Below are 23,121 nucleotides of genomic sequence, written 5' to 3'. Positions count from 1 at the left end.
TCGCGACACAACCCGCCGGACCCCCTCGGTACGGTATCAGACAAAGGGGTACACGCGCGCAAAAACCGTTTAACTAATCAGTATCTTGAAGGGGAATAGATTCGATTTGGCAGACAAGCTCATATTGTTGCTGGAAGACCAGCCGCTGATCTCCCTCGACATCGAGGAAGCGCTGGTCGACAAAGGCATGAGCAACTTTGTCACGCTGCGCTCCCAAAAAGAAGCGATGGCTTGGCTTGAACAATCCTCACCCGACTTCGTACTGCTGGACCTCTACCTTAACGACGGCGACAGCCAGCCAGTCCTTGTCAGCCTGCAGAAAAACAGCATCCCCTTCATGATCTATACCGGCAGCGAAAAGCCGCCGGAATGGAATGCGGAGCTTTTCGAAGGCAGCGAATGGATGAGCAAGCCGAGCGATCCGGACGCCCTGGCCGACCGGATCAGAACCCGGCTTGCAATCACTTAAGCCGATTTGCGGGTGATATCCTCGATATCGCCGAACATGCGTTCATATTCCCGCTCGGCACCGCCATAGGAATCCGCAGCAAACTGCTCCAGCGCCTTGCGGTCACGAACAATGATCGTGCCGCGATGCGAATAGATCAGTTGCTTGCCTTCCAGCACATGTAGCGCCACCGTCACGCTCGGTCGGCGTACCGACAGCATGATCGCCAGGAATTCGTGCGTCAGGTCGATCGCATCGCCATCCACACGGTCGTGGCACATCAGGATCCAGCGCGCCAGCCGCTCATCGACAGGATGGATGGCATTCGACAGCGCCGTGAAAGCGGCTTGGCTCATCGCCACATGCGCCCAGCGCGTCAAAAGCCGCTTCAAGCCAGGCGAGACTTCCATCATCCTGCGCATCACGGCAATCGGCACGCGCACGCCATGTCCCGGCACCTGCATGACGACGAGATAGGGTGCATCCGCCGCGCCCAGCGCAACGGAAGACGGTGACACGCCCTCGCGGCCCAGAAGCCCGATCTCCGTGCGCTTGCCAGACGGGGATGTCACGACAGTGGAGATCACGCCGGAAAACGGGAAATAGCAGTATTCGAGCGGTTCGCCCGGCGCCGACAGCACAAAGCCTTGCGGAAGATCAATTCGTTCCAAGACAGGTTCGAGGGCGGCATAGTCATCGTGAGAGAGAAGCGCCAGGAGCTTGTTCTGGTTTTTCATGTCCATCTTTTCCTTGTCCTCTTTGTTGCGTCCAGTTCACCACCGTTTCGGGCGGTTCGCGCGTCCTCAGTCTGAACCTTCAGAACTGGTCATCGCTGCGTATTCCTCACCCCGGCGGGCGCATTGGTAACGGTAACCCTCCCTTGAAGTTCCCATTTGGAAACACCACCTCATGATTGCCGGTTGCCTGATTGGGACCGGCACGATGAATTCCGCAGCTTCTACCGACCATGTTGCTTGATGAGGATATGGTGCGACGAAGGCATGATCCCCTTTAGTGCCCGCCGGATAAAGCGGAGCGCCGTCCATTACCCTTGTCCGATGACGGATCGGACCGCTGCAAAGCCGCCTGAAACCGTGCCCTCGGCTCCCCGAAACGGCTTTGGTTTCAACTCATGTTTTGCGTCTGGAGGTAGTGATGAGACAGAATCCATATGAAATTTTGGGCGTGAAGCAGGATGCGTCGCAGAAGGACATCCAGAGCGCCTTTCGAAAGCTCGCCAAGAAATATCACCCCGATCTGAACCCCGGAGATCAGAAGGCCGAGGACATCTTCAAGGAGATATCCGCCGCCAACGAAATCCTCGGCGATGAGGAAAAGCGCGCCCGCTTCGACCGTGGCGAGATCGACATCAATGGCGTCGAACGCGCTCCATTCCAGCAGCATCGCGAATATGCCGGCGCCAATGGCGGAGAAGCCTTTTTCGACGAAGGCGGCTTTTCGCAATTCGGCGGTTTCGAGGATATTTTCGAAAGCTTCATGTCCCGCCGCGGAGGTCAGACAGGCTCGCAATTCGGCGGCGGGCAGTTTCGCTCGAAGGGGGCAGACGTCCACTACACAATGGAAGTCCCCTTCCTCGACGCCATCAACGGCACGACCGCACCGGTCTCCTTCGGCACCGGTTCATCGCTTGATGTAAAGATCCCCGCAGGCACGCGCGACGGCCAGGTCTTGCGCCTGCGCGGCAAGGGAGGCAAAGGCGCGCCAAAAGGTCAGGATGGCGACGCCCTCATCGAGATCAAGATCAAACCGCACCCGTTCTTTAAGCGCGACGGCGATGATATCCGCGTGGAAATCCCGATCACCATTCGCGAGGCGGTGCTCGGCGGCAAGATCAAGGTACCGACGCCCGGAGGTTACCTGAATGTAACGCTAAAGCCCAACACCAATACCGGCACGACGCTGCGTCTTAAGGGTAAGGGTGCCCCGAAGCCCAGCGGTGGATATGGTGACCTGCTGGCGACGGTGAAGATCGTCCTATCGGAAAAACCGGATCCTGACCTTGCAGCATTGATGGAGAACTTGCCGGAAAAGCCCAACGAAGATCCGCGCAAACATCTTAACCTTTAAGTAAGGTGGAACTTTATAAGTCTGTCAAACGTCGTGTAAGACGAAAGCCACGCTTGAAATATTTGGACTAGGTGTCATCTTGCCCTGGTCCTTATATCACACTGTAAAGGTAAAATGACGGAAGCCGATGATCTGAACGACTATCCGAACATCCTCCTACTGGAGGACGATCTTCTTCTGGCGATGGACATGGAAGACCATCTGCTCCAAACCGGCCACAACATCATAGGCCCTTTCGGCAGGATCGCCGACGCGATGGATGCAATCCCGCGCAATGATCTGGCGGGCGCCATCGTCGATCTCAATCTCCATGGCGAACTGTCAGTTCCGGTCATCGAGATGCTTCGGGAACGGGACGTTCCGGTTATCATCTGCAGCAGCCATGCCGAACTGCCGGAACTCAAGAGCAGGCTGAAAGGCCTGCCCATGCTTCCCAAGCCTTGGCATCCCCAAAAGCTCAACCGGTTGGTCGCAGAGACGTTTGGCGCAAGCAGCACTGCTTGATCACAGCATCACGGATATCTCGCTCAAAAATGGCCCAGCAATATGCTTCGCCGTTGAGCACGCGCCCATGTCGCCGATCGGCGACATTCAGATGCCACTGGAAAACTTCTGCGCCACCCAATAGCCGACGACCGCCGAAAACGAGGTAAGAACCGTCCCCCAGGCCATGTCGACGGCACTCACCATCGGTGACCAGTTCTTCAGAGTAGCAAGGTTCGTCATGTCGTAAGTGCCGTAGGCAATCAGGCCGAGAATGGCACCTGCAATGGCTGCTGTAGTCCAGTTTCCGGACACCAGCGCCGGCTGAACTGCGAAGTAGACGATACCGGCAACATAGAAGAGATAGAAAATACCGGCGACTACGAAGTTAGGTTGGTCAAGCAGAAGGCTGCCGATCCGGCTGCGGTAAAAACCCGTGGCGACCGTGCCGAGCCAGATAAAATCCAGACCGAGGAAGGCGACCACAGTTCCCATATAGGCGAGCAGATAGGTCATCTCGTCCTCTCAGATTTTCAGGATCGGCTGCACCAGCCGCACAATCCAGCTCGAGAATTTGAGCGGCGCTTCGGTCACGGCGAGGCAGATGCAATCCTCTCCCTCTGTCGCCTTGGGTGTATGCAGCAGATCGCCGTCGGCTTCCTCTATATCCCCGCGGGCGAACAGCTCTTCGCCATCGTGGAAACTTCCCGCCAGCACCAGAGTCAGCTCGCGTCCCTCATGGGTGTGCTCCGGCACCGGCTTTCCGGCCGGAATTCGCAGCAGCCTCACCTGCGTGTTCTTATCCTTCGTATCGATCAGGATCTGATAGGCACCACGCCCGAGCGCTCGCCATTTGAGGTCTGCAAGGTCGCCACCGACATAGGATCGAAGTGGCTCCGGAAGCACGACTGTCTGCTTTGTAGCCCTTGGAGCCTCAAGCTTGATTTCCTCGACCTTGATATCAGCCGCCCGTGCCTTGAAGCGTGCCCAGGCCTCGTCTTCGTTGGCGCTTTCGTCTGCCTTATCCAAAAGCGCTCCCGCAGCCCCTTCCATCGCATGAAGGCGACGGCGACATTCGGGGCAAAGCGCCAGATGGCTCGCCACAGCAAGGCTCCAACCTTCCGAAAGGCTTCCCGCGGCATATTCGATCAGAAACTCGTCGCTCAAATGATGCTTCACGTTCATAGCCGTCCCTCCAGCGAGGAACGTAGTTTCTCGAATGCCAGCCTGATGCGTGATTTCACGGTTCCGAGCGGAACACCGAGATCGCGCGCGATCGTCGAATGCGAAGCCTCATCGAAGAAGGCCCGTCGCAGCACGTCCAGTTGCTCCTCCGGCAAGGTCGCCATCGCACCGCGCAACAACTGCGCTTCCTGAATCTGCTGGAACTCCTGATCGGCTGGGGCGACGTCGTCAGCAACGAACGCCGGATCATTCATGTCGAATTCCGGGCGTTTGCGCCTGTAGGCATCGATGCGCACATTGCGCGCGATTGTATAGATCCAAGCAGACACGTTGCCGCGAGCAGGATCGAATTGTCCGGCCTTGTTCCACACAGCAGTCATGGTTTCCTGCATCAACTCTTCGGCAGCTTGCCTGTCTTTGGTTTTGGCTGCCATGAAGCTGCGGATGCGTGGTGCATAAAACCGGAATATAGCTTCGAACGCATCTGCGCTGCGGTCCCGTCCGACGATGGAAAGGAGCCGCACCATCTCGGCCTTCGCGAGATCCTCGGCGTCCGAGCCACCGGAGTTTTTATTGTTCATCCCGAGCCCACGCGCTGCTAGTCCCGCCAGCCGTATAGGCGACGGTCGGTATATTTGCCATTTATCAAGCGAGATAGGTGAGCTCAAGTTCATGGCAAGCTTTACGAAAGACTTCCAGATGTGGATCACACCCTTTGTGAGTTTTTGCAGAGATCCGATTGCCGCCCTAGTTCGTATTGGATTGCAGACGAGAGCGAGGATGCTGGGATGACGCCTTTGACTGGGAATTTCGGACGGGAAGCGAAAAGGATCGCAGTCATCGGCTCAGGCATCAGCGGCCTGTCCTGCGCATGGCTATTGTCGAAAAGCAATAATGTCACCCTTTATGAAGCCTCTGACCGGCTGGGTGGTCATGCCAATACCGTGAATGTCGAAATAGAGGGCCGCAGCGTCGCAGTCGATACCGGCTTCATCGTCTATAATGAAACCAATTATCCAAACCTCGTGGCCTTGTTCGAACATCTGAACGTGCCGACGATCGCTTCGGACATGTCGTTTGCAGCATCCATGGATAATGGCGGGTTCGAATATAGCGGCACCGGCCTGAAAGGACTTCTCGGGCAGAAACGAAACATCGTCCGGCCCCGCTTCTGGTCCATGTTGCGCGACGTTCTCAAATTCTACAAGCAGTCCCCCGCCCTTCTGAATCAGCCGGATATGCAGGAGATCACGCTCGGTGACTATCTCCGTCAGGCAGGCTACTCCGCGACCTTCATCAACGATCACCTGATGCCGATGGGAGCCGCCATCTGGTCGACGACAGCCAAGGAAATGCATGATTATCCCCTGCACGCCTTCCTGCGCTTCTTCATCAACCATGGCCTTTTGCTTCTCTCCGGCAGGCCGCAATGGCGCACCGTCGAAGGCGGAAGCAGGGAATATGTCATGCGCCTGACCGCAGATTTCAATGGAACGATCCGGCTTTCCACTCCGATTGCCTCGATCCGCCGCGCCGCAAACGGCGTGACGATGACCGACACGCACGGCCATTCGGACGAATTCGATGATGTGGTGATCGCAGCCCATGCGGATGAAGCCCTCAACATGCTGACAGATGCCGACGACCACGAACGGGATCTGCTTGGCGCGTTCGGTTACACCCGCAACAAGGCGGTCCTGCACAGCGATCCGGCCTTGATGCCGAAACACCGCAATGTCTGGTCGAGCTGGAACTATCTGAGCGGCACGGAAGGCAACGGCGATCAGCAGCTCTGCGTCACTTACTGGATGAACAGGCTTCAGAAGCTCGGCACAGACCGGTCTCTCTTCCTCACGCTCAACCCAAACCGGCAACCGCAGCCGACATTGATCCACGGCACCTATGACTATACCCACCCGCGCTTCGACACGCGCGCCCTGAAAGCCCAGAACGACCTTTGGCAGCTTCAAGGCCGCAACCGCACATGGTTCTGCGGCGCCTATTTCGGCAGCGGCTTCCACGAGGATGGCCTTCAATCGGGGCTCGCCGTCGCCGAGGCGCTCGGAGGTGACCGCCGCCCATGGAGCGTCGAAAACGAATCCGGCCGCATCAGGATCGAGGAATTCCGCGAGGCTGCCGAATGAGCCAGACCTCCAGCATCTATGCCGGCGCTGTCGTCCACACGAGGCTAAGGCCGAAAAAGCATAACCTGCGCTACAGCGTCTTTTCGCTGTTGCTCGATCTCGACGAACTTCCCACGCTGGACAGATCGCTGCGCCTTTTCGGCGTCAACCGGCGGGGCCTGTTCAGCTTCTGGGAAAAGGACCATGGCGACGGCGTATCGGGCGGCCTCAAGACATGGGTTGCGAGCCAACTCTTGGATGCCGGAATAAATACGGATCACCTGAGCATAAGGGTTCTCTGCTACCCCCGCATTTTCGGTTACGTCTTCAATCCCCTCACCGTCTATTTCTGCTACGATCGTCAGAGCGAATTGCGCGCAGTCATCTACGAAGTCTGCAACACCTTCCACGAACGCCACGCCTATATCATTCCAGCCGCTGGCGAGGACGGCGGCCAGATAAGCCATTCCTGTACGAAGGATTTATACGTCTCGCCCTTCGTGCCGATGGATTGCCGCTACGATTTCTCGGTAAGGATACCTGCAGAGCAGGTGCGGATCGCCATCAAGGAATCCGACGCTGACGGCATGTTTCTCTATGCGATGTTCCAGGGCAGGCAGTCACCCCTCACCGACCGCGGCTTGGCGATGGCCTTTTTCAGATATCCGCTGATGACGTTCAAGGTAACGGCCGCCATCCATTGGGAGGCGCTGCGCCTGTGGCTGAAGCGGGTGCCCGTTCATCGTCATGCGCGCGCAGCCTCACCCAGAGCCTCGACCATCGTAGCCCATACCCCACGGACGGAGACCCGCTGATGTCGGATGTCGACCACAAGCTTGAACTGCCGTTGCCGTCCTTTTCGTTTCTTGAAAGAATTCTCTGCCGATGGGCCAATCGCTTGGTAGTAGGGCAACTGGCGCTGCGGTTTCCGAGCGGCCGTGAAGCGCGTTTCGTTGGAGAGGCAAGCGGTCCGACAGCCACGATCGAATTCAGGACGATGCGCCCGCTTCGCCGACTGGCGACGGGCGGCAGTCTCGGCTTTGCCACGTCCTATCTCGAAGGCGAATGGGAAACTCCGGATCTCGGCGCAGTGATGGATCTGGCAATCGCCAACGAGGCTCGCTGGCAGGGCATCATGAAGGCGAGCCCACTTGCCGCCTTCGTCGCGCGCATCCGCCATCGGCTGAACCGCAATTCGAAGGCCGGCAGTCGCCGCAACATTGCCTACCACTACGACCTCGGCAATGCATTCTACGGGCAGTGGCTCGATGAAACCATGACCTATTCTTCCGCCATTTTCTCCAACCCGCGCGAAAACCTGGCCGATGCGCAGAAAACCAAATACCGCCGCATCATCAAGGAACTGAAGATCGGCAAGGATGATCATGTGCTCGAGATCGGCTGCGGCTGGGGCGGCTTTGCCGAAGAGGCGATCCGCGCAACCGGGTGCCGCGTCACCGGGCTGACGCTCTCCAAGGAACAGGCCGCCTTTACCGAAACGCGGCTGAGGCAGGCAGGCTTCGAAGACCGCGCCGATATCCGTCTGGAAGATTATCGCGACTGCGAAGGCACATTCACAAAGATCGTCTCGATCGAGATGTTCGAGGCGGTCGGCGAAGAGAACTGGCAAACCTATTTTGACCGGGTCAGATCCCTGCTTTCTCCGAAGGGACAGGCTCTCGTTCAGGTCATCACGATCGCCGAAGAACGGTTCGCCCATTACCGAAGCCATGCGGACTTCATTCAGGCCTACATCTTCCCAGGCGGCATGCTGCCCAGCATCATGGCGTTCGAAGCCACCGCACGAGCCTCAGAATTTTCGGTCGAGGATCGCTTCTGCTTCGGCCGCGATTACGAGCGCACCCTGCTTTTGTGGGACAAGGCGTTCAGAGAGAACTGGCAGCGCATAATGTCCCACGGCTTTGACGAACGCTTCTTCCGCATGTGGCACTATTACCTGCAATATTGCGCCGCCGGATTTCGCACCGGCCGCCTCGATGTCGTGCAGTTCAGGCTTGCTCGCTAGAGCGCCGTGCGTCCGAATGGACGCACAAAGGACGCTCTATCTTTTTGAATCGATGGCATCCTCCTTGCGAAGCATCCTGCGTGTCACGGCAAGGCTGAGCGGATAAGGCAAAGCGGCAAGCAGCTTCATCGCCACCTTCATCTTCCACGGAAAGACGATCTCGAATCGCCGACTCTCAAGCCCCTTGATGATGGCGTCGGCCGCCTCGTCTTCCTTGATTAGGAAGGGCATCGGAAAATCGTTCGTCTTCGTCATCGGCGTATCGACAAAGCCGGGATTGATGACCTGTAGTACCACCCCTTCCCGTTCAAGCTGCGGCCGCAACGCTTCGCAAAGGGTAATCAGCGCCGATTTCGTTGCGCCATAAACTCCACCACCCGGCAGGCCGATATAACCGGCCACCGAGGCAACCACCGCAATATGTCCGCGACGCCGAGCAATCATCGGCGCCATCACCGCTTGAAGCGCATGCCCGGTACCGACGACATTCAGATTGAACAGTTCAGCCAGCTTTTCGGCATCGAACCGGCGCGCGCTTTCACGCACATATCCGCCGGCGGAAAATAGCGCGAGATCGATAGGCCCGAGTGACTGCTCGATATTCAGCGCCGCATCCCTCACCGATTCCCCTTCGGTGATATCGAGAAGATAGGCATGGATAAGCCCCGGCCGCTCCGCCGCAAGCGCCTCGAGCTTGGCGCCGGAACGCGCACTGACCGCCACCTGCCAGCCTCGGTCCGCCAGCTTCAGCGCGACCGCGCGCCCTATGCCCGAACTCGCACCGGTAATCCAGGCAAGGCGTCTTCCTGTTATCGTTTCAGCCATGGCATCCTCTATCGAGCTCATGCTTGATACGCAGGGCTGCGACTATTGGATCCCAACAATGTGGATTTGCATAATGAGAAATTTCAGCGGATGGAGATGGAGTTTTTCGGCTCTCGTTCAATGAAGCGGCGTGCCAGCAGCCAACAACCGGCAGCCCAGGCGGCACCGGCACACCAACCACCCAGCACATCGGTTGGGTAATGAACGCCAAGATAGAGGCGCGACAAACCTATCATGAACGTCAGCAGGATCCCCGTAGCCAGAAGGAATATCCGCGTGGAGCGATATTGTTGCGCACGGGAAAGAAGTGCTGCGAGGGTCAGATAGGTGACAGCCGAAAGCATCGCATGGCCGCTCGGAAAGCTCATGTCATGAACCTCGACCAGATGCGGAACGATATCCGGGCGAGGCCGCGCAACACCGAGCTTGAGAGCGCTGCTCACAACCCACCCGCCGGCGATCGAAAGAAACATGAATATCGCAATTGCCGTTTGGCGCGCGAGTAAAAGGTAGACGACAGCGAGAACAGTCATCAGCGAAAGCACCGTAACCCCGCCAAGCGCGGTAATATCACCCACGGCATGCGTCACCCAGGAAGGAGCGATCGGCACTGCAAGATCGGTTGCCTGCCTCAGTGCAAGCAGAATTTCCTCGTCGAACGCATGTGTATCTCCCTCAAGCACCTCTCCCGTCAGCGTCAGGAAGGCAAAAATCCCGCCTGCCATCAAGGCGAAGATGATAAGGCTTATCGGCTCGAAAGTCATGAAACGATCGATGAAACGACGACTGAATTGCTGATGCAGTGGCATGCTCTCTCGCAGGCTTGTTGAACCTCCAGTCTAGATAGGGGATAAGCGCTATCACGCAAGAATTTGACAGGCCATTCCGCCCATATTGACGTTTGGTAGGTCCTGACGATCATCTGGCCTACGCTAACCCGCTTGCGCTGATTCTGGTAACCCTCGACCTGAAAACGGATGCATGCCTCTCCTCTACATGGAGAACACGAGATCAGCTAAAAGATGATCGGGCGGAAAAACGGAGGATTTAATGCCGCAAACCATGCTTTCCGTATCCACCCACGGCCAGGGCCTGTACGAATTCACGGACCAGGCTGACGCCTTCGTTCGCAACCATCATGTCGGCCAAGGGCTACTGACAGTGTTTGTCAGGCATACGTCATGTTCCTTGCTCATACAGGAAAACGCCGATCCCGACGTCCAGAGGGATCTGAAAAGCTTTTTCGGCCGACTGGTCCCTCCCTCCATCCATCCGGACATGAGCTGGGTCGTTCACACGACCGAGGGGCCGGATGACATGCCGGCTCATATCAAGGCTGCACTGACAGCAGTATCGATAGGCATCCCGGTGAATGGGGGCCGCCTGATGCTCGGCACATGGCAAGGCATCTATCTTTTTGAACATCGCGACCAGCCACATCGCCGCGAAATTGTTCTCCATCTTTCAGCCTGACACCCGGATCACCCGTTGCCGCGCTGAACCCAGCCTGAACGTACCCTTGGGGATGCGTTCAGGCTTTGAGACATAATATCCGGTCATCGCCTGACATGGCGAAAAGAAAAACGGCTGCAACCGGAGGATCTCCCATGACCAGTTTGCTCACCAGGATCGGACTTGCCGCAATCGTCGCCCTGAGCGGTATTTCCGCCACCGCGTCCACAGCGGCCGCCTCCGAACGAGGCTTCGGCCCCAATGGAAACGGCATATACGTGCAATATTACGAAAGACATGACGATCGGGGCCGCGATTGGCGCCGCCATCATGACCGCCCCGGCTGCTCCCCAGGGCGTGCGCTCGATAAGGCCGAGCGCATGGGGCTGCGGCGCGCCCGGATTGTCGATGCCTCCCGCCGCGCCATCGTCGTCGTGGGTCGCGACCGGCATGGCCGTGACCGCGTGGTCTTCGCCAACGAACGCGGATGCCCGGTAATTCGCCGCTAGGGCATCAGCCCGAACCGTGATCTGCAAAACCAAAAAGCCCGGCCGCATGTGCGACCGGGCTTTTTTTGGGGGGGGGACATGCGACCTTCAGTCAGCTTACTGCTGCAAGGCGAAGGTCACATTGACAGTTACCGTATAGGTGCTTTCTCCGGCTGCTACAGGAACGGAATCCCCGGCCATTTCCTTTGCCATCGCCATCCGCATCATAGGCTGCGCCATAGGACGCACCGAATTTTCGCTCATCTCGATGATACGGCCAAGCTTGACACCTGCGGCCTCCGTCAAAGTCTTTGCCTTGGCAAGTGCCTGAGCGACGGCTTTCTTGCGAGCCTCGGTCAAAGCAGCTTCTGGATTATCGTTGGTGAAGCTGATCTGCCCTCCTTCATTGACGCCCAGCTTGACCGACTGATCAAGGAGCGCCCCGAGTTTTGAGAGATCACGCACCCGAACGGTCAGGGCGTTGCTGACCTGATACCCGACGATCTTGCCGGGATCCGAGTTTCCATCTTTTGCATCCGTCTGCTCGTGGCGTGGAAAAATCTGGAACTGGCTTGTCTGGATATCTTTTTCCTCGACCCCGCGTTCACGCAGCGCACCGACTACATTGCGCATGGCGGCATTGTTGGCAGTGAGGGCCGCTTCGGCGGTCTCAGCCTGCTGCAGCACGGTCAGGGAAAGGATGGCCATATCGGGAGCGACGGCGGTCTCCCCCTCGCCTGATACGTTGATCTGAGCTTCGCGCGGTTTGCTTTCCTGAGCCAAAACGCTACTGGACAAGGGACCGGAAAGCACCATGGGCACGAGGAGTGCGGCATAAGCAAAACGGGTGAAAGGCTTCATCGGTTCTTCCTTGTGTTCTTCTCTAAATTTCGACCCACCCAGCCTGCAGCAGGCTGAAAGTGATGGGAACGAGGCAATTCGTTGACATTACAGAACCATACCTGCAGGTTCATTGTGAAGCTATTGCGGCAACCGCTTGTGACCGGTGAAGAATTGCGTTAGAGCGGGCACCAAGGTGAGACGAACCATTGCGTCGAACCACTGCCCTCACCGGCAGGGCCTGTAGCTCAATGGTTAGAGCCGGCGGCTCATAACCGCTTGGTTGGGGGTTCGAGTCCCTCCGGGCCCACCATATTTTCCAGCCTTTCCGCACAAACACTCATATTCGAGAGGCATTTTCGGGCAACATCAGCTAGATTTGCATCCGTGCGCGCTCAACCGCTTCCTGCGCACGATCGACCGACTTACGAATCGCTGACAGCACATACTGAAGAGCGTTCGCTTCCTGGTTTGGTTCAATTCCCTCCACCGCATGGCCAACGAGGTCGATGTAGCCCTTCGCCTCACCCTGAGTGTCGACGCCCTGCAGCAAGAGCGAAGAAACCGTCGGCTCGATCAGATCGAGATCGATATGGTTCGCACGGCCACTGCCGGCAGCATGGATCGTCACAAAGGATGTCCTACCCGAACCGGCGCGGTCGAGAAGCTCGCTGATTTCTCGCATCAACTCACGGATCCGGTTACTCACAATCGTATCGGTAGGCAATCCTTCGGCGGCGGCCGGAACGGTGGTGTTCGGCATGATCAAATCTCCATTAACGATATTCGTTGACCATAAACGGATATCGTTGATGGGGAACGAGATGATTACCAAGGAACAACCAAGGGCTGCACGCGGCCTGCTGGACTGGTCACAAACTGAATTGGCCCAGGCATCCAACTTGGGAGAAAGCACCGTCCGAGATTTCGAGAAAGGCCGGAGCGTACCGAGCCCAAACAATCTGGCCGGCATCAAAGCAGCGCTTAAGGCTGGCGGCGTATCCTTCCTTGATGATGGCGCCATCGTCGACGGTGGACCAGGCGTGAGGCTGAAGCAATGAACGCTTGGGCAACAACGATTATCAGCGGCCTAGTGCTTACCGTTGCTTTCATGCAGTGGCGCACGGCGCACCAAAAGGTAATGCTCGACCTATTTGATCGACGCTGGTCAGTTTATAAATCGGTCGAAGCCTTCCTTCATGCCGCCCTCTCGAAGGGGGTGCACCTCGATACGCTTCTGATCGCCAGCTTTCACCGAACTCGTGGCGAGGCTCAATTTCTCTTCGGTCCGGACGTTCATCAGCTGCTCGGCCAGATCCACGCTGCCGCGATCAACATGTCGACCCACGCATTGAGCTTCGACGGCCTCGAAGTTGGCCCCGAAAGACAGCACCACGTCTCCGAGGCCCATCGAGAATTGCGATCACTTCTACAAATGAGCCAGGAGCTGGAAAACAGCTTTGCGCCATACATGCATATGGACCAGAAACGTGTACCCACAATCACGGAATATTTGGTCGAGCGAAACCGAAACCGCCTGAGCTACGCCGACGATAAACAGCGTTAAAACATCGGAGATTATCGATGTGGGAAGCATTCCAAGGATTCGGAGCGATCGTTGCGATCATCACCGGTTCGTTCATCATATGGGAGCGGTTCTTCCGGTATGCGCCAGTCGCTTTCATCGTGTCGAAGCCCAGACTTTGGATATCACAATCAAATGGCAGTTCGCGCAGCCGATGATATTCAAGCATGAGCGCTCGATGATTGTCAGGATAAGCAAGCGATCCATGATGCTGTTGACGGATGATGACTTCGACGACGACGATTGAACCCTGCCAGGTTGGTCGACGCAGCGATAAGCGTACTTTACAAAAGGGCGAAGTCTGCCGGATTATCCGACCTTTCCTACGAAGAACCGCATAAGCGCTTATGCAGATCACGCCGGGGTTTTGGAGTCCCTGGCCTTTTCTACTTCCAGTTCTCCTTGCCGTCAGGCGCATACGGTCCACCGAACTCCCTGTCCGAAAGACCATACCGTCGATCGAGCCAAGCCTTCACCGCCGGCCAATATCTGCGATCAGCGAACAGCAGATCCTTTGCCGGAAAGCCGGCCCGCGTTGCCGCATGAAGCGCCACCTTGAACTGGTCTGTAGTTAACCCGATTCGTTCTGCGCACTCGGCATCTGTTACGAATAGCTTGTCTGATTTTGCTATGATAAATCAATTCCATCGAAGATCCGACTGACGATGATGGGGGCCATGGCCAAGAATAAAGAAAAAATAGACATGCCATGGGACAACCTGCGTGCCAATAAAATCTCGGACGCCAAGCCGCCTGCAGAATGGCCGGCAGGAGTCGTTCCAATATCCATAGACGGCTTAGCCTTGTTTGGTGTGCACGAGGCTTCGGGCGAACTCTATTGGGATGGAAAGAGAGTCGAGACCAGGATCACACTCGCCCGGCGGGAGGCGATATTAGCCTTCCTCGTAGCCGCCGCGACAATATCGATGGCGGTTTTCGATGCGTGGCGCTTCTTCAAAGGTGAATGAGGATTTACGCGGTCGTCGACTGAGTGCGAGACATACCAGTCCGCTTCAGATATGTCTGCCGCGGCAGATCTACCAGGATTATCAATACGCAACCCGCCCAGCCACAGGGGCAACATTTCGGGTCCGGCCGCCCCTGCCGTATTCCTTCGGTCAGCTTTCAAGCGTATTAGAATAGCCCTCCTACAGGCCGGCGGCTAAGTCGACCTCAGGACATTTGATTTAAAGCGCGATACGGCAGTTCCTCATCGCCTTGATGGGATCCTTCTGACGGCTTTCAAGCGATATGAGACGCCGGAACCATTGACTTGAGCACCATGCATGACACTTTCCTTCGGTTGCAATCAGCAGGCAGAGGGTTCGGCATGGCAGCAGACGCAACAACACTCAGTACGGACATCGTGGCAAAGCTTACCGATGCAATTGAAAATCTCGATTCAATCCCCTCGGATGAAATACTGGTTGTGCTGAACGAAGCGTTGGATGTCATCCGTGAGCTGATCCAGATGCTCGACAAGGCAGAGACCCGATAAGCGGTAGATCAGAACTCGGGAAACCGCCTGGCCTTCCACTGGTTATGTGGCACCGCGCCGCCGACTTCGAGGCCGAAGGACACCACCTTCGTCGCGCCGTCGTCAATCTCGCAGCGAAAACGCACGTCATACCATTGCGCACCGGCCCGGAAGGCCGCGCTGCGGATATCGAGAACGTTTCCCTGCGGCAGCGAATAGGACGGCAGAATTTCCGGCTGATAGGCAGGAGAACCATGCCGCAACTGTTCCCTTAATTCCGTGGTGCAGAGCTGGCTCGCCCGCACACCGCGCGGAATATTGGCCATCGCCGTCGTCGCCGAGGCATCTGACGTATCCGTCTGCGAGAACAAGCGCTTGGCCTCCTTCATCGGCTTGGCCTTCGAAGCTTCATCCTCGACAGGCTTTTCCTTTTCTGGCGGCTTCTCCACCGGCTCTGCCGCAATATCGGCAAGGATGCCTTCGATCGTGCCGTCATCGCTGGTTGCGAGCGGATCTGCATGGGCCGTTTCAAGAGAAGGCGGCGCAACATCTTGCGGCAGCGCCGGCGCAGCTGCCCCGGTTTCGGCCTTGGCCTCAGGTTTGGCTTCGCTTGCCGCTGCCTCGCTCGTCTCTTCGGCTGCCTCTGGCGGGATTTCGGGATCCCGATCCTCGGCTTTCGCAACCTCCCCCTCCTCGGCTGCATTGCCGTCGGTAGAAACGCCCGATCCCTTGCTGTTTTCTCCGAACTCGAACACGGGGCGAAGAACCGGTAGCGGGCGCCCATTCGCCTCCTGAGGCTCGTTGTTCTGCGGCTGGTCCGCGGGGGCGGGCTCGGATGGCGGCGCCTGTGGCGGCTCCTCGTTCGCCTGCTCTTCAGTCGGTGGCTGCGGCTCTGCAGGTGGCGGCTGTTCGGCTTCCACCTTTTCTTCCGGTGCTGGCGGAGGCGGAGGTGGAGGCGGCTCGGCCTTGGCCTCCTCGGTGGGCGTGTTTTCTGGCTCTGGTGGCGGCGGCGCCTGCTGCTCTTCCGGCTTCTGCTCCGGCATAGTCAGGTTCAACGCCTGCTCCTGCTCCGCTGGCTTTTCCTCGTCCGGCTGCTCTTCCGGCGGCGGTACGATCTCGACCGAAACGCTTTCTTCCTGAGGTGGCTGCATTTCGGCGGCAGGAAGTCGCACGAAGAGAGCCACCGCAATGATGACATGCAGGGCGACAGAGGCGGCAATGCCTCCATAAAGCTTGTGACGTGGCTTCTGCGATCCTTCCTGCATGCCACCGATGTAGGATGAAAGAACGGCGGTATGAAGTCCCTGCGGCACATGGCGAACAACAAAAAGCCCGGCAGACTTTCATCTGCCGGGCAATATGCCGATAAGTTGAAGACCGTTCCGAAAGCCTTAGCTGCCGAGGAACGACCGGAGCTTGCCCCAGGGCTAGCTGTCCAGGAAGCTCCTGAGCTTCCTGGAGCGGCTCGGATGCTTGAGTTTCCGGAGCGCCTTGGCTTCGATCTGACGGATACGTTCACGGGTAACCGAGAACTGCTGGCCGACTTCTTCCAGCGTATGGTCCGTGTTCATGCCGATGCCGAAACGCATGCGCAGCACGCGTTCTTCACGCGGGGTGAGCGAGGCCAGAACGCGGGTCGTCGTCTCGCGCAGGTTCGCCTGGATGGCGGCGTCGATCGGCAGAAGCGCGTTCTTGTCCTCGATGAAGTCACCGAGATGCGAATCTTCTTCGTCACCCACCGGGGTTTCGAGCGAGATCGGCTCCTTGGCGATCTTCAGCACCTTGCGGACCTTTTCGAGCGGCATCGCCAGCTTTTCAGCCAGTTCTTCCGGCGTCGGCTCGCGGCCGATCTCGTGCAGCATCTGGCGCGAGGTACGAACGATCTTGTTGATCGTTTCGATCATGTGCACCGGAATACGGATCGTGCGGGCCTGGTCGGCGATCGAACGGGTGATCGCCTGCCTGATCCACCAGGTCGCATAGGTCGAGAACTTGTAACCGCGGCGATACTCGAACTTGTCGACAGCCTTCATCAGGCCGATATTGCCTTCCTGAATGAGGTCGAGGAACTGCAGGCCGCGGTTCGTGTACTTTTTCGCGATCGAGATGACGAGGCGAAGGTTGGCTTCGACCATTTCCTTCTTGGCGATACGCGCTTCACGCTCGCCCTTCTGCACCATCGACACGATGCGACGGAATTCGGCAACGGAAATGCCGGTTTCAGTCGCAAGATTCTGGATCTCCGAACGGATATCCGAAATCGTGCGGGTCTCGGCCTTGGCGAATTCCTTCCAGCCCTTGGCTGCAAGATTGCCGATCGATTCCATCCAGTTCGGATCGAGCTCGGCACCCTGATACTGCTCAAGGAAGCTGTCGCGCTTGACGCCATAGGATTCGGCAAGACGCAGCAGACGACCTTCATTCTGCATCAGGCGCTTGGAAATGTCGTAGAGCTGCTCGACCAAAGAATCGACGCGGTTCTGGTTGAGCGACAGTGACTTAACTGCCGTGATCAGCTCGTCCTTCAGTTCCTTGTAGCGCTTCTCCTGGCCGGAGGACAGCGTGCCCGAACAGGAGAGATGCGCCTCAACCTGCTGGTCCTGAAGCTTGCGCAGCTTCTTGTAGGTGTCGGCGATCAGGTCGAGCGTTTCCATGACCTGCGGACGCAGTTCCGCTTCCATGGCAGCAAGGGACAGGCTCGACTCATCGTCGTCCTCTTCCTCTTCCTCCATCGGCATATCGCCGCCGACCGACGTGATATCGTCGTCATTGGCAGCAGACATGCGGGCCTTGCGGCTCTTTTCCTTCTCTTCGGCAGCCTTGCGGTCGGCCTCGATCTTTTCCGGGCTCTGGAACTGCGGCGCCGCCTTGGCTTCCGGACCGGAATAGGTCGTTTCGAGATCGATGATCTCGCGCAGCAGCGTCGTGCCCTCGTTGAGTTCGTCGCGCCAGATGATCAATGCCTGGAAGGTCAGCGGGCTTTCGCAGAGGCCACCGATCATGGTTTCGCGGCCGGCCTCGATGCGCTTCGCAATCGCGATTTCGCCTTCGCGCGACAGAAGCTCGACCGATCCCATCTCGCGCAGATACATGCGCACCGGATCGTCGGTTCGGTCGGTCGGCTCTTTCTTCTTGACAGTCGCGACGGCGGTGCCACCGGACGTTGTCAGTTCGCCACTTTCGCTTTCGTTGTCGTCGCCATCGGAGCTGTCATCGTCGTCGCGACTGGCGCCGTCCTCGGCCTCCTCGTCCTCGACCACGTTGATGCCCATGTCGGACAGCATCGCCATCGTGTCTTCGATCTGCTCGGAGGTTACTTCCTCCGAAGGCAGAACCGAATTCAGCTCGTCCATGGTCACATAGCCGCGTTTTTTCGCGGCCTTGATCATCTTCTTGACCGCGTCATCAGAAAGATCGAGAAGCGGACCGTCATGCGAGGCTTCGCGTTCGTTCTCGGCTTCTTCGTTTTCTTTGACTTTTGTTGCCATGTATTTCGTCACTTTCCCTGAACGCCACTGCGCCGCACCAGATGGGCCACGTTGATGGCTGGCGGTTGAAGGCTTCATACCCTAACCGCGAATCACTTGCCCACTCGTAACGGAATGACCTTTAATTCCGAATTACCACAGACGACGGCCTTGCAAAGACCATATGTCTCGGATTGCCGGTAGCACCGACACAACTGCCCTAATCCGCCTAACTTGCCTTGAAATGGTGATTCCCACAAATTAACGATCCGTCAAGCTTTTCCCCGACATTTACACCGGAAAATTGGAAAAAGACGCGTTACACCTGCCCGTGCCAGGCATGTTCACCAGTTTCGTCGAATATGTAGGCAGGTTTTCCCATAAGACAAGGGTTGATCAAAACGCAAGCGTTCGAAACCGCGTCAGAGCAAAAAACTGGATAAATCAGCAAACCTCGGCAATTTTGCATCAGCTATTACCGCCTCCACAGTCTTCCTGACAATCAATGGCTGACCGCAGCGCCTTTGACCCGCCCGGAAAGAACGCCGAAACCGTCAATGATTGCCTCCTGCGCCTCAAGCCGGGTGATTTCGTTCTGGATCTCCAAAAGCGCCCTCAAGAGAATTTCGCCGCGCTCCTCCTCGTCAGCGGTCAATTCCTCGATTTCGCGCCGCAGTTCCATTTTCTGCAAGCGCAGTTCCTTGTTGCGCGAATGCAGCGCCCGTGTCTGCCGATAAGCGTGCAAGGCATCCTGCGGGTCGGCCTCCTCCGTCGCCGTCCAGAGCCGGGCATTGCGCACCTGTTGGGTCATGGCCGAAAGCAGATCGGAAAATCCTTCAGCGACAAGCCCTTCACGAACCGCCTCAACAGAGAGCTTTGTCCCGAGTTGACCGACAATCGAGAGCAGCGATGACCAAAACCGCTGCAGATCCTTGTTTTCGAAATCGACAGACGAAATCTCGTCATATTCGTCAAGCAGCAATTGCGGATGGTTTGCGATCGTCAGCGCCAGCACGGTTTCGCGCAACGCAGGGCGCGCCTGGGACGAAAGCTTCAGCATCTGGTTCAGCCGGGCGCTTCCGGCCGTGCCGCTTTCGATCATCGCGCCGGCCACGACCGATCCACCCTGCGGCGCTCCGCCGCGCCCACCCTTGCGCCCCGGTCCGGCATTGTTGTTGCGCTGAAAATTCTGGCGACGCTCACCACCTGCCCCGCCCGACTGGCTGAAAAAGGAACCGAGCCTGCCGCGAATATCCTGCTGGTAGTGATAGCGCACACTCTCATCGCCGATCACCGAGATGATCTGCTTCAACCGGGCATCGAGTTCAGCCCGCCGCTCAGGCGTATCGAAGACGGAGCCCGCGGTCTCCCGCTGCCAGATCATGTCGACAAGCGGTCGCGCCTCCGACAGAACCCTGTCGAATGGCTCCCTGCCCTCGTTTTTCACCAGATCGTCCGGATCCTTGCCATCGGGAAGAAGCGCGAAACTGACCGATTTTCCGGGCTTGATCGCCGGCAAGGCAAGATCAGCCGCACGATTGGCCGCGCGGATACCGGCGCCATCGCCATCGAAGCAGAGTACCGGCTGCGGACTTACCTTCCAGAGAAGATCGAGCTGGTTTTCCGTCAGCGCCGTGCCGAGCGGCGCGACAGCATTTTCGACGCCCGCCTGATAAAGCGCGATCACGTCCATATAGCCTTCGACGGCAATCAGCGCGCCGCTCTGCTTCCGGTCACCTGCCGCCTGCGCTGCCCGTCTTGCACGCGCAAAATTGTAGAGCACCTGTCCCTTGTGAAAGAGTTCGGTATCCGGCGAGTTCATGTATTTCGCCATCGCATCCGCAGCCATGGCACGGCCGCCGAAGGCAATAACCTTCTCGCGCGACGACAGGATCGGGAACATGATGCGATCACGGAAATAGTCGTAGGAGACAGGAATATCCGACCCGTGGCGAACAAGACCGCAAGCCTCGATCTGCTCCTTCGGCACGCCCTTCCCCGCAAGATACTCTTTAAGGGCGTTGCGGCTTTCGGGCGCATAGCCCAGACGGAACGTCTCGATCGTCCGACCGGTCAATCCGCGATCACGAAGATAAGCCCGCGCCTTGGCGCCATTGGCGCTCTGCAACTGATCCTGAAAATAGAGCGTCGCCATTTCCATGACGTCCTGCAGCGAGGTCCGTTCCTTCTCGCGCTTCTCCATCTGCGGATCGGGCTGCGGCATGGCAACGCCGGCAAGATCGGCGATCTGCTGAACGGCTTCAGGAAAGTTCAGCCCTTCAAGATCTGTCAGGAAACGGAAATGGTCACCCGATACACCGCAACCGAAGCAGTGATACCGACCCTTGCGGTCCTCGCAATGAAAGCTCGGGCTTTTCTCGCCGTGAAAGGGGCAGCAGGCCCAATAGTCCCCGCGTGACACATTCGTCTTGCGCCGATCCCACGTCACACGTCTGCCGATCACGGTGGAGATCAGCACGCGGTCGCGTATCTCGTCTAGGAACGTGTTTGAAAAGCGCATGTCTACTCATATAGGCGGAAGTCACGGGCTGCACCACGGCCAAGATGTTTCTTGCCCGGTATTCACAGCCCTTTGTAAAAACGATTGCGGCGCCCACAGGCGCCGCGATACCTTGATACGGCAACGCCGCCCTTAGCTCAGCTTCGCCTTGATGACGCCGGAAGCCTTGGCGAAATCCATCTGGCCGGCATAACGCTCGCGCAGGATGGCCATGACCTTGCCCATGTCCTTCATCCCGGCAGCGCCGATCTCGGCGACGACGGCCGCAACGATCTCGCCGACCTTCTCGTCGGAAAGCTGCTCCGGCATGAACGTCTTGAGCACATCGATTTCTTCGCGCTCCTGGCTGGCAAGCTCGGCGCGGCCCGCATCCTGATAGATCTTGGCCGACTCTTCGCGCTGCTTCACCATCTTTTGCAGGATCTGCAGGATTTCATCGTCGGTAGCAGCATCCTTGCCGACGCCGCGATTGGCGATGTCGCGATCCTTGACCGCGCTCTGGATCAGGCGAACGGTGGAAAGCCGGCGGCTGTCCTTCGCCTTCATGGCTTCCTTCATGGATTCGGTGAGCTTTTCGCGCATCATCTGAAGTATTCTCCGTCATGGCGGGCCGACACGTCCCGCAGCGCCCAAATGAGGGCCGTTGAAGGCGGTGATAGATCAGGCGACGGGGGCGATCAATCTTTTCCCACCTAACCGCGGCGATTGAGGGTGATTCTTTAACGGATGACATTGACCGCGCCTTAGCCTTTGTTTATTTTCCCGCACCTGCACGACATTTGGATTGAAGAGCCGCCGGCGATGACGCTTGCGCACTTTTCTGCGACAACATGAACCCCTGCAGCCTGTCTTCGCCGAGACGGGAACGATGGGTCAGAAGGATAGACATGACCGGCTCCGCTCCCTGGACACCTAAGAAGCCCACCGCCCTCCTCGTTCTTGCGGATGGCACTGTCATCGAAGGCACCGGCATCGGCGCGACCGGCAAGGTTCCGGCGGAAGTCGTGTTCAACACGGCGCTCACCGGCTACGAAGAAATCCTCACGGACCCATCCTATCTCGGCCAGATCGTCACCTTTACCTTCCCGCATATCGGCAATATCGGCACCAATGACCAAGATATCGAAGACCTGACGCCGGCTGCACGCCGCGGCGCCGTCGGCACGATCTTCAAGGCCGACATCACCGACCCGTCCAACTACCGTGCAGCCAAGGACCTCGATGGCTGGCTGAAGAGCCGCGGCGTCATCGGCCTGTCCGGCATCGACACCCGCGCGCTGACCGCCTGGATCCGCGAACACGGCGCACCGAATGCCGTTATCGCCCACGACCCGAATGGCGTCTTCGACATCGAGGCGCTCAAAGCCGAAGCCAAGGCATGGAGCGGCCTGGAAGGCCTTGACCTCGCCAAGGAAGCCACATCCGGCCAGTCCTCGCAGTGGACTGAAAAGCCCTGGGTCTGGAACGAAGGCTATAGCGAACTGAAGGCCGAAGACGCGAAGTACCACGTCGTCTGCATCGACTACGGCGTCAAGCGCAACATCCTGCGCCTGTTCACCGGCCTTGATTGCAAGGTCACGATCGTCCCGGCCCAGACTTCCGCCGAAGACATTCTGGCGCTGAAGCCGGACGGCATCTTCCTGTCGAACGGCCCGGGCGATCCGGCTGCAACCGGCGAATACGCCGTGCCGGTGATCCAGGAGATCATCAAGACCGACATCCCGACCTTCGGCATCTGCCTCGGTCACCAGATGCTCGGCCTCGCACTCGGCGCCAAGACCGAAAAGATGCATCAGGGCCATCACGGCGCCAACCACCCGGTCAAAGACCACACGACGGGCAAGGTCGAAATCGTTTCGATGAACCACGGCTTCGCAGTCGACTCGAAGTCACTGCCGCAAGGCGTTGAAGAGACTCACATCTCGCTGTTCGACGGCACCAATTGCGGCCTGCGCCTCTCCGGCAAGCCGGTCTTCTCCGTCCAGCACCACCCGGAAGCTTCGCCGGGCCCGCAGGACAGCCACTATCTCTTCCGCCGCTTCATCAATCTGGTGCGCGAAAAGAAGGGCGAACCGGCTCTCGCCGAACGCTGATCGTCAGTTTTCCTGAGACT

The 23,121-nt window shown here is 58.0% G+C and carries 25 protein-coding genes and 1 tRNA gene; 14 read left to right on the top strand and 12 right to left on the bottom strand.

The window, feature by feature from the left end:
• Positions 1–124: 124 nt before the first annotated feature.
• A complete protein-coding gene (locus GGE33_RS04900) occupies positions 125–469 on the top strand; it encodes a response regulator (RefSeq protein WP_183821439.1) in 345 nt (114 codons plus the stop codon).
• On the opposite strand, the gene GGE33_RS04895 is transcribed toward GGE33_RS04900, so the two are convergent.
• The gene (locus GGE33_RS04895; protein ID WP_148147562.1) at positions 466–1,185 is read right to left on the bottom strand and encodes a Crp/Fnr family transcriptional regulator; all 720 of its coding nucleotides are present in this window, start codon (positions 1,183–1,185) and stop codon (positions 466–468) included. The two genes, GGE33_RS04900 and GGE33_RS04895, sit on opposite strands and share 4 nt — an antisense overlap.
• A gap of 418 nt (positions 1,186–1,603) precedes the next feature.
• Between GGE33_RS04895 and GGE33_RS04890 the strand changes: the two genes are divergently transcribed.
• Both GGE33_RS04890 and GGE33_RS04885 read left to right on the top strand, forming a co-directional pair.
• Positions 1,604–2,536: a DnaJ C-terminal domain-containing protein gene (locus tag GGE33_RS04890; protein ID WP_183821438.1), complete on the top strand. Its 933-nt coding sequence runs from the start codon at positions 1,604–1,606 to the stop codon at positions 2,534–2,536.
• A gap of 114 nt (positions 2,537–2,650) precedes the next feature.
• On the top strand, positions 2,651–3,040 hold the full coding sequence (locus GGE33_RS04885) for a response regulator (RefSeq protein WP_148147560.1): 390 nt from the start codon (positions 2,651–2,653) through the stop codon (positions 3,038–3,040).
• 87 nt (positions 3,041–3,127) lie between these two features.
• On the opposite strand, the gene GGE33_RS04880 is transcribed toward GGE33_RS04885, so the two are convergent.
• From GGE33_RS04880 to GGE33_RS04870, 3 genes are read right to left on the bottom strand one after another with little or no spacing between them, the layout of a single operon-like run.
• The gene (locus tag GGE33_RS04880; RefSeq protein ID WP_183821437.1) at positions 3,128–3,535 is read right to left on the bottom strand and encodes a DUF2177 family protein; all 408 of its coding nucleotides are present in this window, start codon (positions 3,533–3,535) and stop codon (positions 3,128–3,130) included.
• Positions 3,536–3,544: 9 nt separating this feature from the next.
• A complete protein-coding gene (locus GGE33_RS04875) occupies positions 3,545–4,204 on the bottom strand; it encodes a ChrR family anti-sigma-E factor (RefSeq protein ID WP_183821436.1) in 660 nt (219 codons plus the stop codon).
• The gene (locus GGE33_RS04870) at positions 4,201–4,878 is read right to left on the bottom strand and encodes a sigma-70 family RNA polymerase sigma factor (RefSeq protein ID WP_246435737.1); all 678 of its coding nucleotides are present in this window, start codon (positions 4,876–4,878) and stop codon (positions 4,201–4,203) included. The genes GGE33_RS04875 and GGE33_RS04870 overlap by 4 nt, the downstream gene beginning before the upstream one ends.
• 114 nt (positions 4,879–4,992) lie before the next feature.
• Here GGE33_RS04870 and GGE33_RS04865 point away from each other — a divergent pair, with 114 nt between their 5' ends.
• The 3 genes from GGE33_RS04865 to GGE33_RS04855 are packed head-to-tail and all read left to right on the top strand — an operon-like array spanning position 4,993 to position 8,353.
• On the top strand, positions 4,993–6,348 hold the full coding sequence (locus tag GGE33_RS04865; protein ID WP_183821435.1) for an NAD(P)/FAD-dependent oxidoreductase: 1,356 nt from the start codon (positions 4,993–4,995) through the stop codon (positions 6,346–6,348).
• Positions 6,345–7,142: a DUF1365 domain-containing protein gene (locus tag GGE33_RS04860; RefSeq protein ID WP_183821434.1), complete on the top strand. Its 798-nt coding sequence runs from the start codon at positions 6,345–6,347 to the stop codon at positions 7,140–7,142. The genes GGE33_RS04865 and GGE33_RS04860 overlap by 4 nt, the downstream gene beginning before the upstream one ends.
• Complete coding sequence (locus tag GGE33_RS04855) at positions 7,142–8,353, top strand: SAM-dependent methyltransferase (protein WP_183821433.1); 1,212 nt, start codon at positions 7,142–7,144, stop codon at positions 8,351–8,353. Before GGE33_RS04860 ends, GGE33_RS04855 begins: the two co-directional genes overlap by 1 nt.
• A gap of 36 nt (positions 8,354–8,389) precedes the next feature.
• On the opposite strand, the gene GGE33_RS04850 is transcribed toward GGE33_RS04855, so the two are convergent.
• The gene (locus GGE33_RS04850; RefSeq protein WP_183821432.1) at positions 8,390–9,178 is read right to left on the bottom strand and encodes an SDR family NAD(P)-dependent oxidoreductase; all 789 of its coding nucleotides are present in this window, start codon (positions 9,176–9,178) and stop codon (positions 8,390–8,392) included.
• Between the two features lie 83 nt (positions 9,179–9,261).
• The gene (locus tag GGE33_RS04845; RefSeq protein WP_148147553.1) at positions 9,262–9,987 is read right to left on the bottom strand and encodes a phosphatase PAP2 family protein; all 726 of its coding nucleotides are present in this window, start codon (positions 9,985–9,987) and stop codon (positions 9,262–9,264) included.
• Positions 9,988–10,228: 241 nt separating this feature from the next.
• On the opposite strand from GGE33_RS04845, the gene GGE33_RS04840 reads away from it, so the two are divergent.
• Entirely contained in the window at positions 10,229–10,651 is a 423-nt protein-coding gene (locus GGE33_RS04840; protein WP_183821431.1) for a secondary thiamine-phosphate synthase enzyme YjbQ, read from the top strand.
• Positions 10,652–10,785: 134 nt separating this feature from the next.
• Entirely contained in the window at positions 10,786–11,139 is a 354-nt protein-coding gene (locus tag GGE33_RS04835; RefSeq protein ID WP_148147551.1) for a hypothetical protein, read from the top strand.
• 96 nt (positions 11,140–11,235) lie between these two features.
• On the opposite strand, the gene GGE33_RS04830 is transcribed toward GGE33_RS04835, so the two are convergent.
• Positions 11,236–11,979 carry an SIMPL domain-containing protein gene (locus tag GGE33_RS04830; RefSeq protein WP_183821430.1) on the bottom strand — a complete coding sequence of 248 codons (744 nt, stop codon included), beginning with the start codon at positions 11,977–11,979 and terminating at the stop codon, positions 11,236–11,238.
• Positions 11,980–12,195: 216 nt separating this feature from the next.
• On the opposite strand from GGE33_RS04830, the gene GGE33_RS04825 reads away from it, so the two are divergent.
• Positions 12,196–12,271 (top strand) — tRNA-Ile (locus tag GGE33_RS04825).
• Between the two features lie 60 nt (positions 12,272–12,331).
• On the opposite strand, the gene GGE33_RS04820 is transcribed toward GGE33_RS04825, so the two are convergent.
• Positions 12,332–12,721 (bottom strand): hypothetical protein, encoded by a 390-nt coding sequence (locus tag GGE33_RS04820; RefSeq protein ID WP_183821429.1) that lies wholly within the window; start codon positions 12,719–12,721, stop codon positions 12,332–12,334.
• Between GGE33_RS04820 and GGE33_RS04815 the strand changes: the two genes are divergently transcribed.
• The 4 genes from GGE33_RS04815 (at position 12,720) to GGE33_RS04800 (ending at position 15,041) form a co-directional block, all read left to right on the top strand.
• Positions 12,720–13,019: a helix-turn-helix domain-containing protein gene (locus GGE33_RS04815; RefSeq protein WP_246435736.1), complete on the top strand. Its 300-nt coding sequence runs from the start codon at positions 12,720–12,722 to the stop codon at positions 13,017–13,019. The two genes, GGE33_RS04820 and GGE33_RS04815, sit on opposite strands and share 2 nt — an antisense overlap.
• On the top strand, positions 13,016–13,525 hold the full coding sequence (locus GGE33_RS04810) for a hypothetical protein (protein WP_183821428.1): 510 nt from the start codon (positions 13,016–13,018) through the stop codon (positions 13,523–13,525). Before GGE33_RS04815 ends, GGE33_RS04810 begins: the two co-directional genes overlap by 4 nt.
• Before the next feature lie 695 nt (positions 13,526–14,220).
• Positions 14,221–14,511 (top strand): hypothetical protein, encoded by a 291-nt coding sequence (locus GGE33_RS04805; protein WP_183821427.1) that lies wholly within the window; start codon positions 14,221–14,223, stop codon positions 14,509–14,511.
• 305 nt (positions 14,512–14,816) lie between these two features.
• On the top strand, positions 14,817–15,041 hold the full coding sequence (locus GGE33_RS04800) for a hypothetical protein (RefSeq protein WP_183821426.1): 225 nt from the start codon (positions 14,817–14,819) through the stop codon (positions 15,039–15,041).
• An 8-nt stretch (positions 15,042–15,049) separates the two neighbouring features.
• Here the strand turns inward: GGE33_RS04800 and GGE33_RS27800 are convergent, their stop codons facing one another.
• The 4 genes from GGE33_RS27800 to GGE33_RS04780 form a co-directional block, all read right to left on the bottom strand.
• Entirely contained in the window at positions 15,050–16,333 is a 1,284-nt protein-coding gene (locus GGE33_RS27800; RefSeq protein ID WP_183821425.1) for a DUF930 domain-containing protein, read from the bottom strand.
• A 114-nt stretch (positions 16,334–16,447) separates the two neighbouring features.
• Entirely contained in the window at positions 16,448–18,508 is a 2,061-nt protein-coding gene (gene rpoD / locus GGE33_RS04790; RefSeq protein WP_148147544.1) for an RNA polymerase sigma factor RpoD, read from the bottom strand.
• 481 nt (positions 18,509–18,989) lie between these two features.
• Positions 18,990–21,008, bottom strand: a complete 2,019-nt coding sequence (dnaG, locus tag GGE33_RS04785; RefSeq protein ID WP_148147543.1) for a DNA primase — start codon at positions 21,006–21,008, stop codon at positions 18,990–18,992.
• Positions 21,009–21,140: 132 nt separating this feature from the next.
• Positions 21,141–21,593: a GatB/YqeY domain-containing protein gene (locus GGE33_RS04780; RefSeq protein WP_183821424.1), complete on the bottom strand. Its 453-nt coding sequence runs from the start codon at positions 21,591–21,593 to the stop codon at positions 21,141–21,143.
• Between the two features lie 302 nt (positions 21,594–21,895).
• On the opposite strand from GGE33_RS04780, the gene carA reads away from it, so the two are divergent.
• On the top strand, positions 21,896–23,101 hold the full coding sequence (gene carA / locus GGE33_RS04775; RefSeq protein WP_148147541.1) for a glutamine-hydrolyzing carbamoyl-phosphate synthase small subunit: 1,206 nt from the start codon (positions 21,896–21,898) through the stop codon (positions 23,099–23,101).
• The last annotated feature ends 20 nt before the right edge of the window (positions 23,102–23,121 follow it).

The sequence above is a fragment of the Aliirhizobium cellulosilyticum genome, from assembly GCF_014198105.1.
In the GTDB taxonomy this organism is placed as follows: Bacteria; Pseudomonadota; Alphaproteobacteria; order Rhizobiales; family Rhizobiaceae; genus Neorhizobium; species Neorhizobium cellulosilyticum.
Note: the sequence above shows the minus strand (reverse complement) of the source record. Positions and strands in the feature narration are given on the sequence as shown.